Genomic DNA, 19109 nt, shown 5'->3' with positions numbered 1-19109 from the left:
TCGTGGTTATTTTATAGGTATTACAATTTGATTGTCATTTTCTTTTTTGTCTACTTCCAGCTCAGATTTTATCATTTTACGATAAGGTATTATGACCAGCATATTGTCTGTCTTCCAATAAATAGAATCTGCAAGTAACTTTGTTTTTTCTTTTTTAAGAATATTCGTTTTGGCCTCTGTTACATAATAGGTAAGCCATCTGCCCGGTTCAAGAGGGTTATCTTCGAATTGGTAAAAGAGAATAAACCTGTTGTCTGGGCTCAGTTTTCTGGAGTACATATTTTCCATGTCATTACTTAAATAACTTGTTTGAGCAGAGGGTTTACAGCAAATCAGGAACATTATTATTATACTGGCAAGAATCTTCATAAAATTCGAAATAATTCACTTTTAAAGATATAAAAATACAATATAGGAATTATAAAAAAAAAGCACAAAAAGCAATAATTAAACAATCTGTATTTAGTTTAAATAATATTTATGCATTTATTTCTTGCAATTATTATATTAAAATCAGTTTCGCCGCACCTTTGGTGCGGCGAAACTGATTAAAGAATCAATAAAAAAAATCGCAATACATTTTGCATTGCGATTCTATTAAATTAAAATCTATTTTTTATCTTTTAAAATCTTTCCTAAAACATTCAACTTTCCATCGATCGGCTGATCAATTTTTAATCCTAAAACCTCAGCAACTAAAGGATAAACATTGACATTAGCAAATTCATCAATCCTTACATTATTTTTGAATTCCGGTCCCCATGCGTAAAAAGTTGCTTTCATTTCAGGAACTGCTCTTGGATTGTACCCATGTTTCCCTACGGAAGTTTTCTTGCCTTTTTCCAGAAATATTTTCGGAGCTTTCGGAAGAAGAAGAATCTGTCCTATTCTATTGTATTGATCATCTCTTGTTGCAAAGTGCAGATATTTTGGTAATTTTTTATCTAAATACACATCGTAGTCTTCTGTTTTATGAGCTTTTAGTTCTTTATAAACAGCCTTTACCTCATCCGGATTTTTAACATACACTCTCAACAGCGTCTGCGAGTTGTAAAAATCAAATCTGTTTTTATCAAAAAGAAGAGCCGGGATTTCCAATGGTGTTCCACCATCTACTTTAATCATTCCGTGATCTGAAACAAAAACAAAGTTGACATTTTTTAATCCTAAATCATTGACCTTTTTCACTAAATCTCCTATTGCCTGATCAATCAGGTGAACGGCTACCTCTGTTTCTTTGGTATCTGGACCAAAATGATGTCCACTTCCATCTACTTCTGGGAAATACAGTGAAATAAAGTGTGGTCTTTTATCTTCCGGTAATTTTAGCCAGTTCACTACTTTTTCTACTTTCTCTGAGGGAATAAATTTTTCATGATATGGATAATAATAAGAAGGTCTCATTCCTCCTGCATCGCTGGCAGATCCTACCCACATTAAAGAGGCAGATACCATTCCCTGCTTTTCCGCTAATCCCCAAAGAGGGGTTCCGCCATACCAGCTTCCATCTTCTGCATTTTTTTTATTGCTCATCGCGTAGGTTTCTTTTCTCTTATAATCGTAGAAAAAGTTATCGATTAAACCATGATGAGATGGATAAAGTCCGGTAATAAGACTCCAGTGATTGGGAAAAGTAATACTTGGATAGCTTGGAATCATAGCTTCTGCTTTCACTCCATTCTCAGAAAGTTTCAGCAGATTTTCAGCATTGTATTTTTTAGCGTAATCATATCGAAAACCATCTGTGGAAATCATAATAACATAAGGTTTTGACTGATTTTCAACGCTATTATGACGGCCCGGCACTACTATCTGAGCAGTATCTGCAATTCCTTGCTGACCAAAAATAGTTAAAGAAATAAACAGCAGTAAAAAATGGATTCCTCGCTTCATTATTTTAAAATTTTCGGCAAAGTTACATTCTCTACTGCTCCCTGAAAAGTTTAGGGGATTAAAAGTATATTAAAACCAATTATTCTTAAATTGAAATAAAAAAGTGCCTGATTAAATATCACGCTTCATTTCAAACTGTGATAACCAATTTTGAAGGCCTATCTTTTTCTCAAGAAATACAGCGGTTTCATTAGACGCTTCATCTACATTATTAATAGCAATGGGCTGTCCGTCTGCTATAGCTGCAAAAAGTCCAGCACCTATTCCCTGGTTTCTATACTCTTTATGCACTGCAATCTGGTGTACTTTTCCAGATGTAGGATTGTAAATGATGTAACCTACCAGATTCTCACCAGCATAGGCTCCTAAAGCTTTAAAGTTTTCCGGCATTGGATTCAGTACAAAAATGGCACCTTGCCATGAAGGTTCTATATCCCAGAAAGACTGAAGTTCTTCCCATTGGAAATCTTTCATTTCTTTGATTGTAACATTGATTTTTACTGCCCCTGAATTGATATTTCCTTTAAAACAAAGTAATCTCCTGATCTTTGTAAATCCTAAGTTTTCATACGCTCTGATTGCGCCCTGATTTCCTTCAATCACTTCCAGCAGTAATACATCTGCATTTTTTTCTTTTAAAACAGGAATGATAAAATCATACATTTTTCTTACTAAGCCATTCCCTCTACTTTCTGGTATTACTCCGGTTCCGCCATTGTAAATAATCTTCTGCCCATCTTCCATTTTTTCTGCCTGAAGAATGAAGCTTACGAGTTGATCATTTTCAAAAGCACCTACTGATAGATTCATATCTAATTTTTCAGTGGCAATTTTAGCAATAAGTACTTCTTTGGTCAAATGAAAAGGAACAATATAATCAGAAAAAGAATAATTAAATACGGCTAAAAGCTCTTCTATATCTACATTCGCTAAAGTTTTAAATTCCATGGATCTTTATTTTTTAATTTATTGATTCTATAACTACCATTCTCTTCCAAGGTCTTCTTTCCAATCATAGGGCATCAATTCTTTTAAAGTCACAAAAATCCCATTCTTAACTTCTATGACAGCATTAAGGTTTTCTTTAGATAACTGACTCATTAGTTCTCTGCAGCGTCCGCAAGGCGGTACGGCATTTCCATCACTTCCCACCGCTACTACTGCCTTAATGTAATGTTCTCCATTCTTCAACATTTCCGCTACCGCACTATGTTCGGCACAAAACCCCATAGAACATGCTGTATCAATACTGATTCCCGTATATATATTTCCATCTGCTGTTTCAATAGCAGCAGCTACTCCTCCATACTCTATAAAATCATTTAATATTTTGGATTTCGCCAACTGGCTGGCTATTTCCTTTAAATCTTTTCTCATGGTAAAGTATTAAAGTTTTTTATTGTTTAAATACCATTGGACGGCCTTCTTTTCTTCTCTTTTGATAAACGGATCTTTTCCTTCATTATAATCATTACCATCAAACCATTCCATGGTACTAAGCTTTTCTTTTAACTGCTGATATTCCTCTCTTATCTCAGGATGAGTACGAAGATAGTCCCGAAACGCAATATGGCGAAGCCAATGTTCTGATGAAACAGGAATTGTATGAATATGGGCTATGCGATGATGATGATTGTGAAGTTCTTCAGGAATTTCAGATTCTGAATAAATAATTTCCGGAAATCCCAGATTATGAGGTTCATCTGTAAGCTTAATGAAAAAACGACGATATGGCATATCTTCATTGTACTTTTGATAATATACATAATCTTTTCCTTGTAATAATGGAGGAACTTTATCGAGTTCTGATTCATTTTTCAATCCAATCATAATATCTATAATGGGTTTGGCTGATAATCCTTCTACTGATGTACTTCCAATATGCTCTATGATTGGATGCAACAAGCCGATATTCTTCTCCAGTTCATTTTTAATGGATTCAAACTGTTCTTTCCACGAAGGATTGTATTTTTCAAAGGTAATTTTCATGACGTTCCAGTTGTACACAAATATATGGAAATTCAACGAGTCCCTTTAGAATAAAGCATTTCAATAATTTTCAAATTGATCAATAAAAAAATACCTCTGAAAAATCAGAGGCATTCTTTTGAATATTTAGATGTGTTTTTTTACGATTATTCTTTAATAAGTTTTTCGTAAGATGTACTTCCGTCTTTCAACAGAATTTCAAAATAATAAATTCCGGATTTCAGATCTTCAATGTTGATTTTTTCCTGGTTTGGTTTTAATGATCTTACTTTTCTTCCTGTACTTTCATAAATATCAATAGATTTTACGTTATCGAAATTCTTAAGACTTACCGATGTTTTGGCAGGGTTAGGATAAAGAATCATTTTTTTAGACTCTGCTACCGTTTCATTTACAGATAAAGTACTGGCTGTCATTGTTAATACTGCGTATCCTCTTCCTGCATCGTGATAACCCAAAGCAGAACCTCCGCTTTTACGAGAGTAAAAGATATTGATTGTTCCTGCGGCATTAGCAATTGCAAAATCTCCCGGCCCTCCAGAAAGTGATCTCGTAGCAACAACTGTTCTGGTACTTCCTGAAACGGTATTGGATGTTTCAGTCCAATCTTGTACAGGATCGGGATTAGGGGTGGTTTTTCCTATAAATGTGTAGTCTCTGCTGGCAGACGCATTATAAATAAATCCATCTGAACCCGATGCCATACCACCGGTATCTACACCGTTTCCTCCAAAACCAATTCCTAACATAGAATTGCTGTCACCTGTTACTGTCATGGTTAGTCCCGATGGGGTAGTATCTAATTTCACCGTCATACCAGTAGCTGAAAGAGGCACCGTTCCTGACGAAAACTGAGCCCAGGCAAAGTTTGCAAGGACCATACTGAGTGTAAGTAAAGTTTTTTTCATATTAATTTTTTAAAAGATTTATAATTTCTTTATTGTCTGCTTTTAAAGCATATTCGAAAGGAGTCATTCCCATTGAATCCTTTAATGTCTTATCTGCCTTGTATTTCAGCAGTAGCTCTATCAACTCTTTATTCCCGAATTTTACAGCCCAGAACAAAGGGGTATACCCTGTGGGGTCTGCAATATTGGGATCTGCATTTTTCTTTAATAAATCTTCTACCAGCTTTTTGTTATATTTTACAGACAGTCCTGCCAAAGCAGTTCCTTCTTTACTTTTATAGTTGACATCTTTAACATGATTAATCAGAAATTCTGCTACTTCTACATTTCCTCTGTAACAAGCCAAAATAAGGGGAGAGAAACCATTTTCATTAATCTGGTTGATAATATCCGGATTCTTTTTCATCAGTTCTTTTACTTCTGTTACCGTTCCACTTCTGGCAATATCAAATATTGATTTTTCTTTTCCCTGCCCCCATAATAGAGAGTTTAGGAATATACTCACTATGATGATCAGGCTTTTCATTTTATCAGTATATAGTTATATTCAACATTTACATTTTCAGCAATTTTTTTAGTAACTACCTTAGGTATTGTTACTTTATAATCTGCCGGTTTTGCTACAAAGCTTCCCTGCATATAAATCTTTCCTTCTTTTATATATATTGAAGCAGCAGAGGCTATTGTTTTATCTACTCCATGGAAGTTTAAAGTTCCCTGAACTGTATATTTTTGCGGGCTGGCTGTTAATTTTGACTTGTCAAACCCTACAATTTTCCCCTTGAATGTAGTCTTAGGAAATTTAGCAGACTCTGCATAACTTTCATTGAAGTGTTCTTCCATCAACTTCGTTTTAAAATGGAAATTTTTAACTACAGAAACAGATGCCATTTCGCCTGTATCAGCATTAAGAATGACCATATTATTATCATCCTGGGCATAGATATCATCAAATAGAGGTACTGATGCTTCAAATGTTAGTTTACCTGTTTTTGAACTATATTTCTGGGCTGAAGCATATCCGGCAAAAAGCAGGACTGCAGTCAATAGTGTTAGTTTTTTCATATCAAATATTTTTAGTTTTCATTTAATCCATCGGCTTTCCATTTAATAAATATATTAATCTGAGTTGCAGATAATGAACCTCCTTTAGGCATTTTTCCTGGATCTCCATTTGGTCTTTGAATGCGATCTAAAATTCCGTCTATGTTACTTTTAACTTGGTCATAAGTGGCTAAAGGTTTAAAACTTCCTGCAGAATGGCAACCGATGCAGCTGTTATCCATAATCGGCTTTATATCTGTTGTATATTTTACAGGTAAGATGATGGGCTTATTTTCTGAAACTTCTTCGTAAGTTCTGCTTTCACAGGCAATGATCACCACAGCTAATGATAGGGTCAGTATGTATTTTGCTCTTTTCATATTAAAAAACTCTGTAAAGATTAAACCCAAAGAAAATATGTCCTTTCCCCCAATTTCCGGTTGCATTCGTAAGATATCCTATATCTGAATTGATCTGGGAATTTGTAAATAAAAGCTGGAAGACATGCCCTCCGGTTTCTATATCCATCCCTAAAGACAAAGGATTTTTATAGAAACTGTGATTATCGAAATTCACAAAATATTCTGCATTTACAGAAATTCTTTTTGAAATTTTATAGCGCCCGCCAAGACCTGCTAAAAACTGATTTTTATCTTCAATAGAAGGTTCGTAAAGATTTTTATGTACATATGAAGGAGTAAGCTGCAATGAAAACTTATCACTAAACCTTCTGGAAATTAAAGCTTGTGTAAGATAAGATAACCTGTCACTAAACGTAAGGTGAGGATATGTATCTTTATCAAGGGCTGTATTCACCCCCATCACATTGTAGCCGGCAATATCTACCGGAAAGTTTTCGTTTTGTCTTACTAATTTATATTTTATGCCGCCTTCAAAGGTTTTCATATTTGTTTCTCTGGAAAGACTTAGGGATATGGCATCTGTAACACCATAGATTACTCCGAGTTTAGTAGAAGCATTATCCAGTCCAAAAAAATCTTTAAACCCTGCACTTACATCACCAAACCGGTGTGCAACAACCATATACCATTCTTTTTTGGCAGCAAGTTTAGTGGATTGCCCTGTTACAATCTGCAATGCTTTGAATGCAGGCTGCGAGGTATCCGAATTGGTTTTAATAGTATCAATATCTTTCAGCAGATCTTCCTGTGCAAAAGCAAAAACTGATGAAAATACCGACAAAAATAAGAGAGCTTTTGTCATATAACAATTTGTATTAAATTATGATATAACAAATCTATCGTCTTATCAATTCAAAAATGTGTGATAAAAGTCACCAAGAAGATCGTTTTTATCAATCATAAGGTAAAAAGTTCTAAAACAATATAAATTAGATAAATCTAACATTTTCATTTACAGCAACTTTGATTCCTTCTTTAGTTTGTAAAATATCTCCATCACTTTCAATTTTTTTCAACACTCTGCTTACTACTTCTCTGGAAGTTCCAAGATTATTGGCAATTTCTCTGTGGGTAATCTTTATGGGATTATTTCCGGTAGCGGAAATCTGTTGTTTGATATAATTAAGAACTCTTTTATCCAGGCGATGAAAAACAGCATCGTTTACCATGCTCATTACTTCAGAAAAACGTCTGTCATATTCATGATAAAACAATTTATTGATCTCAGGAAATCGCAGCAACCAATTATGCATAATGGACACTGGAACAAGCAACGCTTCGGAATCTTCCTCAGCAACAGCATATACCCTGCTTATGTAATCTGTAAAAATAGAAGAAAAAGTCATCAGGCAGCTATCACTTTCTTTGATATAATAATAGATCAATTCTCTTCCATCATTAAGTGTAAAAACTTTTATGGATCCTTTAATTAAAAAAGGTACATATTTATTCTTTTGTCCTTCTCTTATAATTTCGGTTTTAGACTTTATTTCTATTAAAACAGCATGCTTATTAAGCTCATCCATAAAGTCGTTTCCCAGAAAACCGAATTTCTGAATTATAAATTGATTGCTCATATCCTTTCTGTCAATATTTTATAACAAATATAAACATTAGGATATATTATTCATTAATAAAATAAAATTTTACAGTTATCCATATAAAAACAACATAAAAAGACATAACATAATAAAAAATTTACTACAAAACAATACAAAACATTAAGAATATATAACAAAAAACTGTTCCATAAAAAATGAAACAGTTTTTATCAGAATTCTTATTTAAGATCAGAACCTGTATTTAAGATTTACTCCATAAAAGAAGTACGATTTGTTAGGCCCTGGATTAAGATCTGTGGCGACTCCTTTAGGATACCCACTTCCTGTATCGGAATCATTAATATTATTCCCTAAGAATAAAAAGGTATAATTGATCTGATTAGTAAGATTATTACCCATTACATAAACATCAACATCCAGTTTATTAAAGGATTTCTTAAAGCCTAATTTTGAGTTTAGCAATCCAAAACCTTTTACAAGATTGGAATTTCCGAAATCTGAGTATACATTTCCAAGATAATTATAGGTATTTACAAGATAGAATCCTGGTTTCGTAAAGATATCTAACCCTACCGCGTATTTATTCCTTGGAACTCCTACCACAGTCTTATGATCGTATACCATTAATTTCCCTACCGTCTTTCCTGTAACAGGGTCTATATATTTCGGATCATACATGGAAAAGTCTTTATACTTCGTATCATAATAAGAAAGGTTTACAAACGGAACAATTCTTTCAACAAAAGAATTTTCTGTTTTGTACTGATATCCTACACTCACTTCCAAACCAGTATTTTTCTGGCTTCCGGTATTAGCCCAATACGTCTGATTAGCTGCATTTCCTGGAATTAACAACTGAGTAAGTTTATCTGAATAGTCTATTCTGAATGCTGAAATACGATAATCTATTTTAGTATTCATTAAAAGCCCATGCACACTGAAATCTATCATTCTTGCACGCTCAGGTTTTAAATCATCATTCGTCATATTCGTACCGGTGATATATGATGAAGCTGCTGTAGGAGAATTATACCCTTCACTATAGCTCAAATTAAAGATCTGATGTTTCCATTCTTTCTGTAAAGCAAAATGAGGCATATACGCCATATCATATTTTTTGTTGAATGATTGGTCCTTACGCCCGGCAATCAAGCCTGGTAGTGCATAAAGATCTTTTCTATCATAATTTGTTCTATTAGCGCTTACACCTGCCAACAAGGTAAGTCCCCAGGGCTTATAAGTAAGATAATCAATCACAAAATATGTGGATTGATTGTTATTATATTTAAAATAAGAAGCTCCACTCATCCCCGTTGTCTGCAAAGGCTCAGTTTCAGAACCTGTAAATCGGTAGCTTGAAGTAGTAGATACTGAATTTTGTATTTCTGCTCCAAAGTCTAAACGGTTTTCAAAATCTTTAAACTCATTCTTTAATGTAAAAGTGGAACGTAGTCCTACATTCGGAGCACTTGTAATTCCATAGGCTCCAGCTGAAACACTTTCCGTATTTGCATTATAATAAAACAGGGTAGTATAGTTTCTCAAATTGGAAGTAAGACTTACCATATTACTTAATCCTACTCTTGTTGATTTTATTTTCGTTCCTGAATTTTTTCGGATGTAAGCCGGATTTCCATTATCTATTCCTGCATAATAATCATCATAGGAAATCTGCCCAGAAGTATGTTCATAGGAGTACGCCTGGCTTGCAAAGAAACTTAACTGGTCTTTTTTCCCCAGCTTAACGGTACCATTTATATTAAAAAAATTCTTCAATCCACCACCATTAGGTCTATATCCATCTGTTTCAAGATGTCCGTATGCTGCACTTATAGAATAATTTTCATCAGCGACATTCAACTGCGTTCTCGACTGGAATGTTTTAAAAGCGCCAAACATAGCATTTTCTGAAACAGAAACTCCTTTTGTAAAATCAGGACGAGTGTAAAAACGGACTGCTCCTCCAACTCCGCCGCCATACATGGTTGCTGCAGGGCCTTTGATAACTTCAACATTGGTTACATAGGCAAAATCAACATCATCAAGAACAGTTACCCCTTCAGCGTTGGTTAATGGCATATTGTTCCAATAAGCCTTCACTCCCCAGTTATTAAATTTCTGGTCATTTCCATATCCACGAAGAACAAGCCTCTGCCCACCAAAATTAGTTCGTTTATCTACCTGAAGTCCTGGCATTGTTGACAATGTTTGGTCAATGGCAGCAGGGTTATTCCTGTTAAGGTCTTCTTCAGAGAGTGTTTCTACGGATTGTGCATGTCTTTTGAATTCTGCGCGTTCCTGTTTTATTTTCTTTCTACCAAGGATATTAACTTCATCAATTGATCCTTCCTGCACCTGTTGGGCATGAGCTATAGCGCAGCCTAACATTGCTGCTATGCATATATATTTTTTCATTATTTAAAAATTAGTTATCATTAATATTATATTCACTTTAGACAAAGTGCTGCTCCGGAGGCGGAATACTAATGGATAAATAATGAGTACTTTCTAATAGGTAATAGTGAATGGGTATTGCATTTAGATCCGATATTAAAAGAAGAGGAAACTCTTTTCCATCAAGAATGGTAAAACAGGATGTTTTGAGCAAAACCTTCTTATGCCCCGGGAGATCGATCTGAGTTCTCAGGTTTCTTTTTTTAACGGTTAATTTTTTAGAGAAATCCACCAATGAATTAATGATGATATCTTTTTTATCAAGGTAACAGAAATAGATTTTTTTACCATTTATTCTATTCACATGAACCACATCATAAGAAAATCCATTGAGCACAAATTCTTGATCTTCTTTCCATTCTGCTTTGGTAAGATCTTCTTCTGTAAAGCATACAGTTTTTGATTTCTTCAAAGGATCCCGGGAAATATTATATTGTGTATGCTCGTATAATTTTCTTTTTACATGAGAAACAAACTTATAAGCCACATTATTAAATAACATGATGACCGGAATACATAAAAAGATAAAAAATAATTTTTTATTCAAGAATGAGTAATATTTTAAGGAGCCAGTTCTTCCTTCACTTCTACTGAAGTGAACTTTGGAATACTGATTCTATAGGACTTATTAGAATTTTTCAAGGTGTATTCTATCCAACTTTTTTTGAAGTTGCCGTTCAGCCTTGTACTTTCTACTGAGGCTCCTACCGGTAAATCTTCAACATTTGCATCATTATTGTTTTTATATTGCAGATTGCCTTGTATCACAATACTATTCCCCGCGATATTCTGACTAAATGAAATTTTGTTTCCTTCTGCCATCAGGGATTGTATCACAACATTATTTTTTTTACTCAGTTTTACAGTATACATTACCCCTTTTATCCCAGCTCTTCCACCGGACCATTCTGTTTTTTCAGCAGAAATAACGGAGACTGATCGATCCTGAAAATTAGATACTGGCATTCCACAGGAAGCCAGTACCCAAAATAGTATTAATAATAATGGATTATTCATTTTAATCATCATCACCTCCGGTACGGCCGATTACTAAAAAGTTACCGCTATACACAATTTCACCTTTATCTTCAGCTTTCAGAATATAATTACCAGGTTCCATTTTCTGACCAAATTCTTCGTCAGATTTTACATTCTTTTTGCTGTACACCAATCTTCCGGCTTTATCAAAAATACTGATGTCTACCATACTATGATTAGAAGTATTAAATCTTAAACGAGCAATTCCCTTGGATGGATTAGGATATACCCTATTCATTGTTCTTGGTGATGTCGCCGAATTTTCTGAAGTTGCCAGAGTTGCTGTATTCTGGGTTGTCCATGCTCCTCTTCCGTAGGTTGAAACCAGTACGGTTTTTGTAGAAGGCCTGTAATCAAGGTTAGTTACTCTTACATTTCCGATATTTCCCGTTACCGATGCCCAGATAGGTGATGAAGAAAGAAAATTGGTTGTTCCCCATACTCCTAATTCTGTACCTACCAATACCTCATTAGGATCATCTGGATTTCTAAGAATAGTTCTTACAGGCATATCTGGTAGATTCCCTTCTTTATTCTGCCATGTTACCCCTCCATCCGTTGAGTAAAATACACTGATTTGGTTATAGTTGGATAATGTTACCAGAATTTCATTTTCATTAGCACCAAACTCTATATCAGAAATCGTTCCTGTAGCAGGAGATTTTAATGCTGCCACAGTATAAGATGTTGTATTGGCATTGCTTACTTTAAAGATTTGTCCTAAATTGGTTCCTACAAAAAGTGTAGAAGATGCAGTAGTATAAGGAGAAACTTTTAACCATGAGATCTCTTCGCCACTCTGTGCTGTCCCTACACTCACCTGGTTGTTGGTAAATGTAGTTGAAGTATTCGTAAGTCCACTTGTTCTGAAAAGCGTAAGCCCGGAACGGAAAGAAAAAAATACATTATTGATTCTGTCCAAAGCAATTTCATTTACAAAATGTCCTGTATTTCTATTGGCAGAAGTTGTAATCAGATAGCTAGTAGTAGGAGATTCATTGAGTAAATAATGATTATTATTGGTATAACTGGAAATTTCATACAGATCCTGATCATCGTATTCAGGATACATTCCGTCTCCTCCTGTAGCGGCTTGGGTGGTAAGAAAATTATTAGCCTGAGGTACCCCATACAACCACCATGAACCATTATCCTGGGCTCCAGCCAATAATTCTTCGTTTGCTGGAGTTTTGGTTGGATTCAATACAGCTCCATAGAATTGTGTCACATTATACCTTGTATTTCTGGCAACCATTCCCCCAACTGCACCAATACTTTCTTTATTAGCCGCAAAAAAGATTCCCCCATCGTTACCAAACATCATTTGATTGGTACTATAATTTTGGAATGGATTAAAAACAATAGCATGCTGATCAGCATGTACTGTAGAAACAGATAAATTAGCCATGGCATTATTGTTGGACCATTTTGAAATCTGTGTCCAATTTACACCTCCATCGATAGATTTAAATAAATCTATTCCTCCGATATATAGTGTATTATCATTTAAAGGATCTGCTGCAATCACCAGATCATAGAAAGATTGTCCTCTTGTAAAGTCATTAGTAGGAATGCTGGTATCTGTAGCTTTTGGTAATTTAATGACTTGCGGAGTATCGGAAGTGGACTGCCATGTAGCTCCACCATCTGCTGTCTTTACAATTCTGATGGGCTCTGCTGATCCAACGCCCTGCATAAAAGCATAAGCCTTATTAGCATCTGTTTTGGAAAGTGTAAAGTTTACCCTTGATCCACTACTTCCTACATTGTACATCTGATTGAAAGTATTTCCATCAGTAGATTTAAAAATTCTACCTCCTGAATCTATATTTGAAAAACGCGAACTTCTTGTGGAAAGCCATATCGAATTATCAGCACCTATTTCTATTTGCTGGATAGAATATCCTGTTGTACTTACTACATTGGTAGTTGTATTCATTGCAAGTAAGTTCGTATTCTTAGTAAAAGTAGCTCCACCATCTACAGATTTATATAAACCAGCCTGGCTAAGTCCCTGCCATCCGTCATTAAATGAAATTCCAACATATGAACCGCTTACGCCTGCATATATTTCTGAAACACCATTATTGTTTCTTACTTTAATATCATTAATGTAGAAATTTCCATTTCTTACACCATTAGTAGCATAGGTAACCGGAACGGTAAAAATCTGAGTCCATGTAGCACCTCCATCTGTAGTTTTCCAGATACCGGAACCTACCACATCACTTGTAGATGACTCTCCTGTTCCTACATAAAAGGTTTGAGAATTGTTAGGATCATAAGTAATACATACTACAGAGGTATTCGCCCAAAATGTACTTAGCGGCTGCCATTCGTTTGTACTCACTGAAGGATCCTGATTTACCCAAAGCCCGCCGGAAACTCCACCTGCAAAAACTCTTTTACCCGTAGGATCATTTGGATCATACATAATTGCTCTTGTTCTTCCTCCTACATTATAAGGTCCTCTTTCAATCCAGGGCTCATTAATTATTTTCCCTGCTGCAAATCCTTGGTTACCGGTAATAAAAGACATTGGCTGAGCAGCTTTATACTGCCCCATCAAAATTTCCTTATTTACTTTTACTAATTTCTCAAAATTAACATTTCCTGTTACAGGATCCATGGTTCTTTTGTAATCCTCCTCATTATACAGGTCTGGAGGAGTTCCCATTAATTTTGCATTCTTATGAGACTTTTTAAGACCTTTCTCATATTTAGCATAAAGTTCTTGCAAATGCTTCTGATTGGCTTGTGTCGTATTATGCTGTTGTGCATAGACATTAATGCAGAGTAGAGCTGCTGCAACAGGGTAAATTTTCATTCCTTTCAATTTTCAGCAAATTTAATTAAGGAAAATGAAATATTTTAATATTAATTAACTAAATACAAATAATTTATAATTAAAATCAATAAAGCTAAACAAAATTAAATTCAAAACATTTTATTCGCCAAAATAGCGGACTGAATTATGAAAAACATAATAAAATATAAAAGGAACATATCTGTGAATTAATTACACTCAAAGAATATTAATTTTTAAATATAGACATTCCCTTCCGGGTAAATATCATATAAAAAAATGCCCTGGTTTTCACCAGGGCATTCTTATTTTATTGTAAGAAAAATCTTAAGCTTGTACGTTGTTTCCTCCTAATACGAAAGGCTCAACTTCTTTGATTTCTCCAAACTGCTGCTCGTAGTTAGCGATGTTCTGTTGAAGAGCGTTTAATACTCTTTTAGCGTGAAGTGGAGCAAGAATAACTCTTGATCTTACTTTAGCTTGCTGAACACCTGGCATCAACTGAATAAAGTCTACTACAAATTCAGATGGAGAGTGGTTTACTAAAGCTAGGTTAGCATAGATACCAGCAGCTACCATTTCGTTTAATTCGATGTTGATGTTTCCGTCTTGTGGATTTTGATTGTTGTCCATTGTTATAAATTATGTTTTTAAAATTCGAAATTTGAGATTGTGAAAATATAAAAATAATTTCAAATCCCAAATTTCAAATCATTAATTTTAGTTAAGGTCTTCGAATTCTTTCTTAGAACCTACGATAACATTCTGATACTCTTTAAGACCTGTACCTGCAGGAATTCTGTGTCCTACAATTACATTTTCTTTAAGACCGTTAAGATCATCAATCTTACCAGCTACTGCTGCTTCGTTAAGTACTTTAGTTGTTTCCTGGAACGATGCTGCAGACATGAACGATTTCGTTTGAAGTGCCGCTCTTGTAATACCTTGTAATACAGGAGTTGCTGTAGCAGGAAGAGCTTCTCTTACTTCTACTAACGCTAAATCTTCACGCTTCAATTTAGAGTTTTCATCTCTTAATTCTCTTGCAGTAATCATCTGACCTGGCTTAAATTCTTTAGAATCACCAGCGTCTACTACTACTTTAAGACCGAATACTCTATTGTTCTCTTCCAAGAAGTCATACTTGTGCTCAAGAGCTCCTTCTAGGAATTGAGTATCACCTCCATCCACGATAGATACTTTTGTCATCATCTGTCTTACGATGATTTCGAAGTGCTTGTCGTCGATTTTTACCCCCTGTAGACGGTAAACTTCCTGGATCTCATTTACTAAGTATTCCTGAACAGCTGTTGGACCTTTAATTCTTAAGATGTCGTCTGGAGTAATTGAACCGTCAGAAAGTGGTGAACCAGCTCTCACGAAGTCATTCTCCTGTACTAAGATCTGGTTAGATAATTTAACTAAATAAATTTTTCTTTCTCCAGTTTTAGCCTCAACGATCAATTCACGGTTACCTCTCTTAATTTTTCCGTAAGAAACTACCCCGTCGATTTCAGTAACAACTGCTGGGTTTGAAGGGTTTCTTGCTTCGAATAATTCGGTAACTCTCGGAAGACCTCCGGTGATATCCCCTGCTTTTGCAGATTTTCTTGGGATCTTGATTAGGACTTTACCAGCCTTAATTTTCTCACCATCGTTTACCATTAAGTGGGCTCCTACCGGTAAGTTGTAAGCTTTTTGCTCAACACCTTTAGAGTCTACCACCTTTAGGGTAGGTACGGCTTTCTTATTTCTAGATTCAGAGATTACTTTCTCTTCGAATCCTGTTTGTTCGTCAATTTCAAGTTGGAATGAAATACCCTGGATGATATCCTCGTATTCTACCTTACCTGAAGTTTCAGCAATGATTACCGCGTTATACGGATCCCATCTACAGATTGTATCTCCTTTCTTCACTTTATCACCTGGTTTCACAGATAAGATAGATCCGTAAGGTACGTTAGCTACCATTAATGGAGTTCTAGACTCATTATCAGCAACTAATCTGAATTCTGTTGAACGAGAAACTACAACCTCAGCTGTATTACCGTTTTCATCTTCAGAAGTAATTGTTCTTACTTCATCCATTTCAACGATACCATCTCTTCTTGCAACGATAGATGGGTTTTCTGATACGTTACCTGCAGTACCCCCTTGGTGGAAGGTTCTCAACGTAAGCTGAGTACCTGGTTCCCCAATTGACTGTGCTGCAATTACACCTACCGCTTCACCCATGTGAATCACTTTACCAGTTGCTAAGTTTCTACCGTAACATTTCGCACAGATACCTTTCTTAGCCTCACAAGTAAGTGGTGAACGAACTTCCACAGCTTCTAATCCAGCTTCTTCAATTCTCTTCGCCAATGATTCAATGATCACCTGATCTGCACTAGCAATAAGCTCGTCTGTCTCAGGATCATAAATATTATGTAAAGATACTCTACCTAAGATTCTTTCAGAGATTCTTTCAACGATCTCGTCATTTTTCTTAAGTGCAGTAACTTCTGTTCCTCTCAATGTTCCACAGTCATCTTCTGTAACGATAACGTCCTGTGCAACGTCTACCAATCTTCTGGTTAGGTAACCAGCATCGGCAGTTTTAAGAGCGGTATCCGCAAGACCCTTACGAGCACCGTGGGTAGAGATAAAGTACTCTAAGATGGAAAGACCTTCCTTAAAGTTCGCAAGGATCGGGTTTTCGATAATCTCCGCACCGGTAGAACCAGCTTTCTGCGGTTTCGCCATCAAACCTCTCATCCCCGATAACTGACGGATCTGTTCCTTAGAACCCCTCGCCCCAGAGTCAAGCATCATGTATACAGAGTTGAAACCACCTTGGTCAGTTTTCATTCTGCTCATGATCATTTCAGTTAATCCAGCGTTGGTATTAGTCCAAACGTCGATTACCTGGTTATAACGTTCTGTATCGGTAATTAGACCCATGTTATAGTTAGCTCTAATTTCGTCAACAGTTTCAATTGAACTAGCAATCATCTGCTTTTTCTCCACAGGTACTACGATATCTCCAAGAGAGAACGATAGACCTCCTTTGAATGCGTTTGAATACCCTAGATCTTTCATTGCATCCAAGAACTTCACCGTTGTAGGGAAATCCGTATCAGCAAGGATCTTACCGATAACGTTTCTCAATGATTTCTTCGTAAGAAGTTCATTGATATATCCTACCTGCTTAGGTACAATTTGGTTGAATAAGATTCTACCTACAGAAGTTTCGATCAGTCTTGTTACGATTACACCGTCTTCTTTGATTGGTAGTCTACATCTTACCTTAGCATTTAATGAAACTCTACCTTCTGCATAAGCGATTTCCGCTTCTTCAGGAGAATAGAAAGCAAGACCTTCACCTTTTACTTTCATATCTTCTGTAGAACTTAATTCTTTAGTCATGAAATAAAGACCAAGAACCATGTCTTGAGAAGGTACCGTAATTGGAGAACCGTTTGCAGGGTTCAAGATGTTTTGAGAACCTAACATCAATAACTGAGCTTCAAGGATCGCTTCTGGTCCTAACGGTAAGTGTACCGCCATCTGGTCACCATCGAAATCGGCGTTGAATGCTGTTGTTACTAACGGGTGTAGTTGGATCGCTTTACCTTCGATCATCTTAGGTTGGAAAGCCTGAATACCCAATCTGTGAAGCGTAGGTGCTCTGTTCAATAGGACAGGGTGACCTTTCATCACGTTTTCAAGGATATCATAAACTACTGGTTCTTTTCTATCGATAATTCTCTTCGCAGATTTTACTGTTTTTACAATTCCTCTCTCGATTAGTTTTCTAATGATGAATGGTTTGTAAAGTTCAGCTGCCATATCTTTAGGAATACCACATTCGTGAAGCTGTAAGTTTGGTCCTACAACAATTACCGAACGCGCAGAGTAGTCAACCCTTTTCCCTAGTAAGTTCTGACGGAAACGACCTTGTTTACCTTTCAATGAATCAGAAAGTGATTTCAATGGTCTGTTTGATTCAGATTTTACTGCAGAAGATTTTCTTGTGTTATCGAATAATGAATCTACTGATTCCTGAAGCATACGCTTCTCGTTTCTCAAGATTACTTCAGGAGCTTTGATCTCCAATAATCTCTTCAAACGGTTATTTCTGATAATAACTCTTCTATAAAGGTCATTTAAGTCAGAAGTTGCGAAACGTCCTCCATCCAATGGAACCAATGGTCTTAGTTCTGGTGGGATAACAGGAAGAACACGCATAATCATCCACTCTGGTCTGTTGATCATTCTTGTATTAGCACCTCTTAATGCTTCTACAACGTTCAATCTTTTAAGAGCTTCAGTTCTTCTTTGCTTAGATCCTTCATTGTGAGCTTTATGTCTCAAGTCGAAAGACAATGCATCAAGATCAATTCTCTTTAATAATTCTTCAACAGCTTCAGCACCCATTTTAGCGATGAATTTGTTTGGATCAGAATCATCAAGATATTGGTTCTCGATAGGAAGAGTTTCCATGATGTCAAGGTACTCTTCTTCTGTAAGGAATTCCATGTTCTCGAAATCAGAACCGTCTAATTTCTTAGCAATACCTTGTTGAATCACTACATATCTTTCGTAGTAGATGATCATATCTAATTTCTTAGAAGGAATTCCAAGAAGGTATCCGATTTTGTTTGGTAATGAACGGAAATACCAGATGTGTGCAATTGGAACTACAAGATTGATGTGCCCGATTCTCTCTCTTCTTACTTTTTTCTCAGTAACTTCTACTCCACAACGGTCACAAACGATTCCTTTGTAACGAATTCTCTTGTATTTACCACAAGCACATTCGTAATCCTTTACAGGACCAAAGATTTTCTCACAGAATAGCCCGTCTCTTTCAGGCTTGTGAGTTCTGTAGTTAATAGTTTCCGGTTTTAAAACCTCCCCTCTTGAGTCCTGTAAAATAGACTCCGGTGAAGCTAAACCGATGGTTATTTTATTAAATCTACTTGATTTATTTTTATTTGACATAATTTTA

Annotated in this window: 17 protein-coding genes; all 17 read right to left on the bottom strand. The window is 35.7% G+C overall.

What is annotated here, in order from left to right; translation table 11 throughout:
* Positions 1 to 6: 6 nt before the first annotated feature.
* The 17 genes from AC3HD6_RS12455 to rpoC all read right to left on the bottom strand — a co-directional run bounded on the left by AC3HD6_RS12455 (position 7) and on the right by rpoC (position 19102).
* Positions 7 to 288, bottom strand: a complete 282-nt coding sequence (locus tag AC3HD6_RS12455; RefSeq protein ID WP_488896611.1) for a hypothetical protein — start codon at positions 286 to 288, stop codon at positions 7 to 9.
* 321 nt (positions 289 to 609) lie between these two features.
* The gene (locus tag AC3HD6_RS12450; protein WP_488896610.1) at positions 610 to 1893 is read right to left on the bottom strand and encodes an alkaline phosphatase family protein; all 1284 of its coding nucleotides are present in this window, start codon (positions 1891 to 1893) and stop codon (positions 610 to 612) included.
* A gap of 111 nt (positions 1894 to 2004) precedes the next feature.
* The gene (locus AC3HD6_RS12445) at positions 2005 to 2841 is read right to left on the bottom strand and encodes a GNAT family N-acetyltransferase (RefSeq protein WP_488896609.1); all 837 of its coding nucleotides are present in this window, start codon (positions 2839 to 2841) and stop codon (positions 2005 to 2007) included.
* 33 nt (positions 2842 to 2874) lie between these two features.
* Complete coding sequence (locus AC3HD6_RS12440) at positions 2875 to 3270, bottom strand: cytidine deaminase family protein (protein ID WP_488896608.1); 396 nt, start codon at positions 3268 to 3270, stop codon at positions 2875 to 2877.
* A 9-nt stretch (positions 3271 to 3279) separates the two neighbouring features.
* Positions 3280 to 3882, bottom strand: a complete 603-nt coding sequence (locus AC3HD6_RS12435) for a GrpB family protein (RefSeq protein ID WP_488896607.1) — start codon at positions 3880 to 3882, stop codon at positions 3280 to 3282.
* Between the two features lie 146 nt (positions 3883 to 4028).
* On the bottom strand, positions 4029 to 4790 hold the full coding sequence (locus tag AC3HD6_RS12430; protein ID WP_488896606.1) for a DOMON domain-containing protein: 762 nt from the start codon (positions 4788 to 4790) through the stop codon (positions 4029 to 4031).
* Between the two features lies 1 nt (position 4791).
* Positions 4792 to 5316 (bottom strand): ankyrin repeat domain-containing protein, encoded by a 525-nt coding sequence (locus AC3HD6_RS12425; RefSeq protein WP_488896605.1) that lies wholly within the window; start codon positions 5314 to 5316, stop codon positions 4792 to 4794.
* Positions 5313 to 5855 (bottom strand): YceI family protein, encoded by a 543-nt coding sequence (locus AC3HD6_RS12420; RefSeq protein ID WP_488896604.1) that lies wholly within the window; start codon positions 5853 to 5855, stop codon positions 5313 to 5315. Before AC3HD6_RS12420 ends, AC3HD6_RS12425 begins: the two co-directional genes overlap by 4 nt.
* A gap of 11 nt (positions 5856 to 5866) precedes the next feature.
* Positions 5867 to 6214 carry a hypothetical protein gene (locus AC3HD6_RS12415; protein ID WP_488896603.1) on the bottom strand — a complete coding sequence of 116 codons (348 nt, stop codon included), beginning with the start codon at positions 6212 to 6214 and terminating at the stop codon, positions 5867 to 5869.
* Position 6215: 1 nt separating this feature from the next.
* Complete coding sequence (locus AC3HD6_RS12410) at positions 6216 to 7058, bottom strand: DUF5777 family beta-barrel protein (protein ID WP_488896602.1); 843 nt, start codon at positions 7056 to 7058, stop codon at positions 6216 to 6218.
* A 127-nt stretch (positions 7059 to 7185) separates the two neighbouring features.
* Positions 7186 to 7833, bottom strand: a complete 648-nt coding sequence (locus AC3HD6_RS12405) for a Crp/Fnr family transcriptional regulator (RefSeq protein ID WP_488896601.1) — start codon at positions 7831 to 7833, stop codon at positions 7186 to 7188.
* Positions 7834 to 8046: 213 nt separating this feature from the next.
* Entirely contained in the window at positions 8047 to 10233 is a 2187-nt protein-coding gene (locus tag AC3HD6_RS12400; RefSeq protein WP_488896600.1) for a TonB-dependent receptor, read from the bottom strand.
* A gap of 37 nt (positions 10234 to 10270) precedes the next feature.
* Positions 10271 to 10774 carry a hypothetical protein gene (locus AC3HD6_RS12395; RefSeq protein ID WP_488896599.1) on the bottom strand — a complete coding sequence of 168 codons (504 nt, stop codon included), beginning with the start codon at positions 10772 to 10774 and terminating at the stop codon, positions 10271 to 10273.
* Positions 10775 to 10833: 59 nt separating this feature from the next.
* Positions 10834 to 11289, bottom strand: a complete 456-nt coding sequence (locus AC3HD6_RS12390) for a hypothetical protein (RefSeq protein WP_488896598.1) — start codon at positions 11287 to 11289, stop codon at positions 10834 to 10836.
* Between the two features lies 1 nt (position 11290).
* Positions 11291 to 14137, bottom strand: coding sequence for a T9SS type A sorting domain-containing protein (locus tag AC3HD6_RS12385; RefSeq protein ID WP_488896597.1), 2847 nt, complete (start codon positions 14135 to 14137; stop codon positions 11291 to 11293).
* A 306-nt stretch (positions 14138 to 14443) separates the two neighbouring features.
* The gene (locus AC3HD6_RS12380) at positions 14444 to 14749 is read right to left on the bottom strand and encodes a DUF3467 domain-containing protein (RefSeq protein ID WP_002976436.1); all 306 of its coding nucleotides are present in this window, start codon (positions 14747 to 14749) and stop codon (positions 14444 to 14446) included.
* Positions 14750 to 14836: 87 nt separating this feature from the next.
* Positions 14837 to 19102: a DNA-directed RNA polymerase subunit beta' gene (gene rpoC / locus AC3HD6_RS12375; protein WP_488896596.1), complete on the bottom strand. Its 4266-nt coding sequence runs from the start codon at positions 19100 to 19102 to the stop codon at positions 14837 to 14839.
* Positions 19103 to 19109 lie beyond the last annotated feature (7 nt).

It is taken from the genome of Chryseobacterium sp. II3a, from assembly GCF_057815135.1.
Note: the sequence above shows the minus strand (reverse complement) of the source record. Positions and strands in the feature narration are given on the sequence as shown.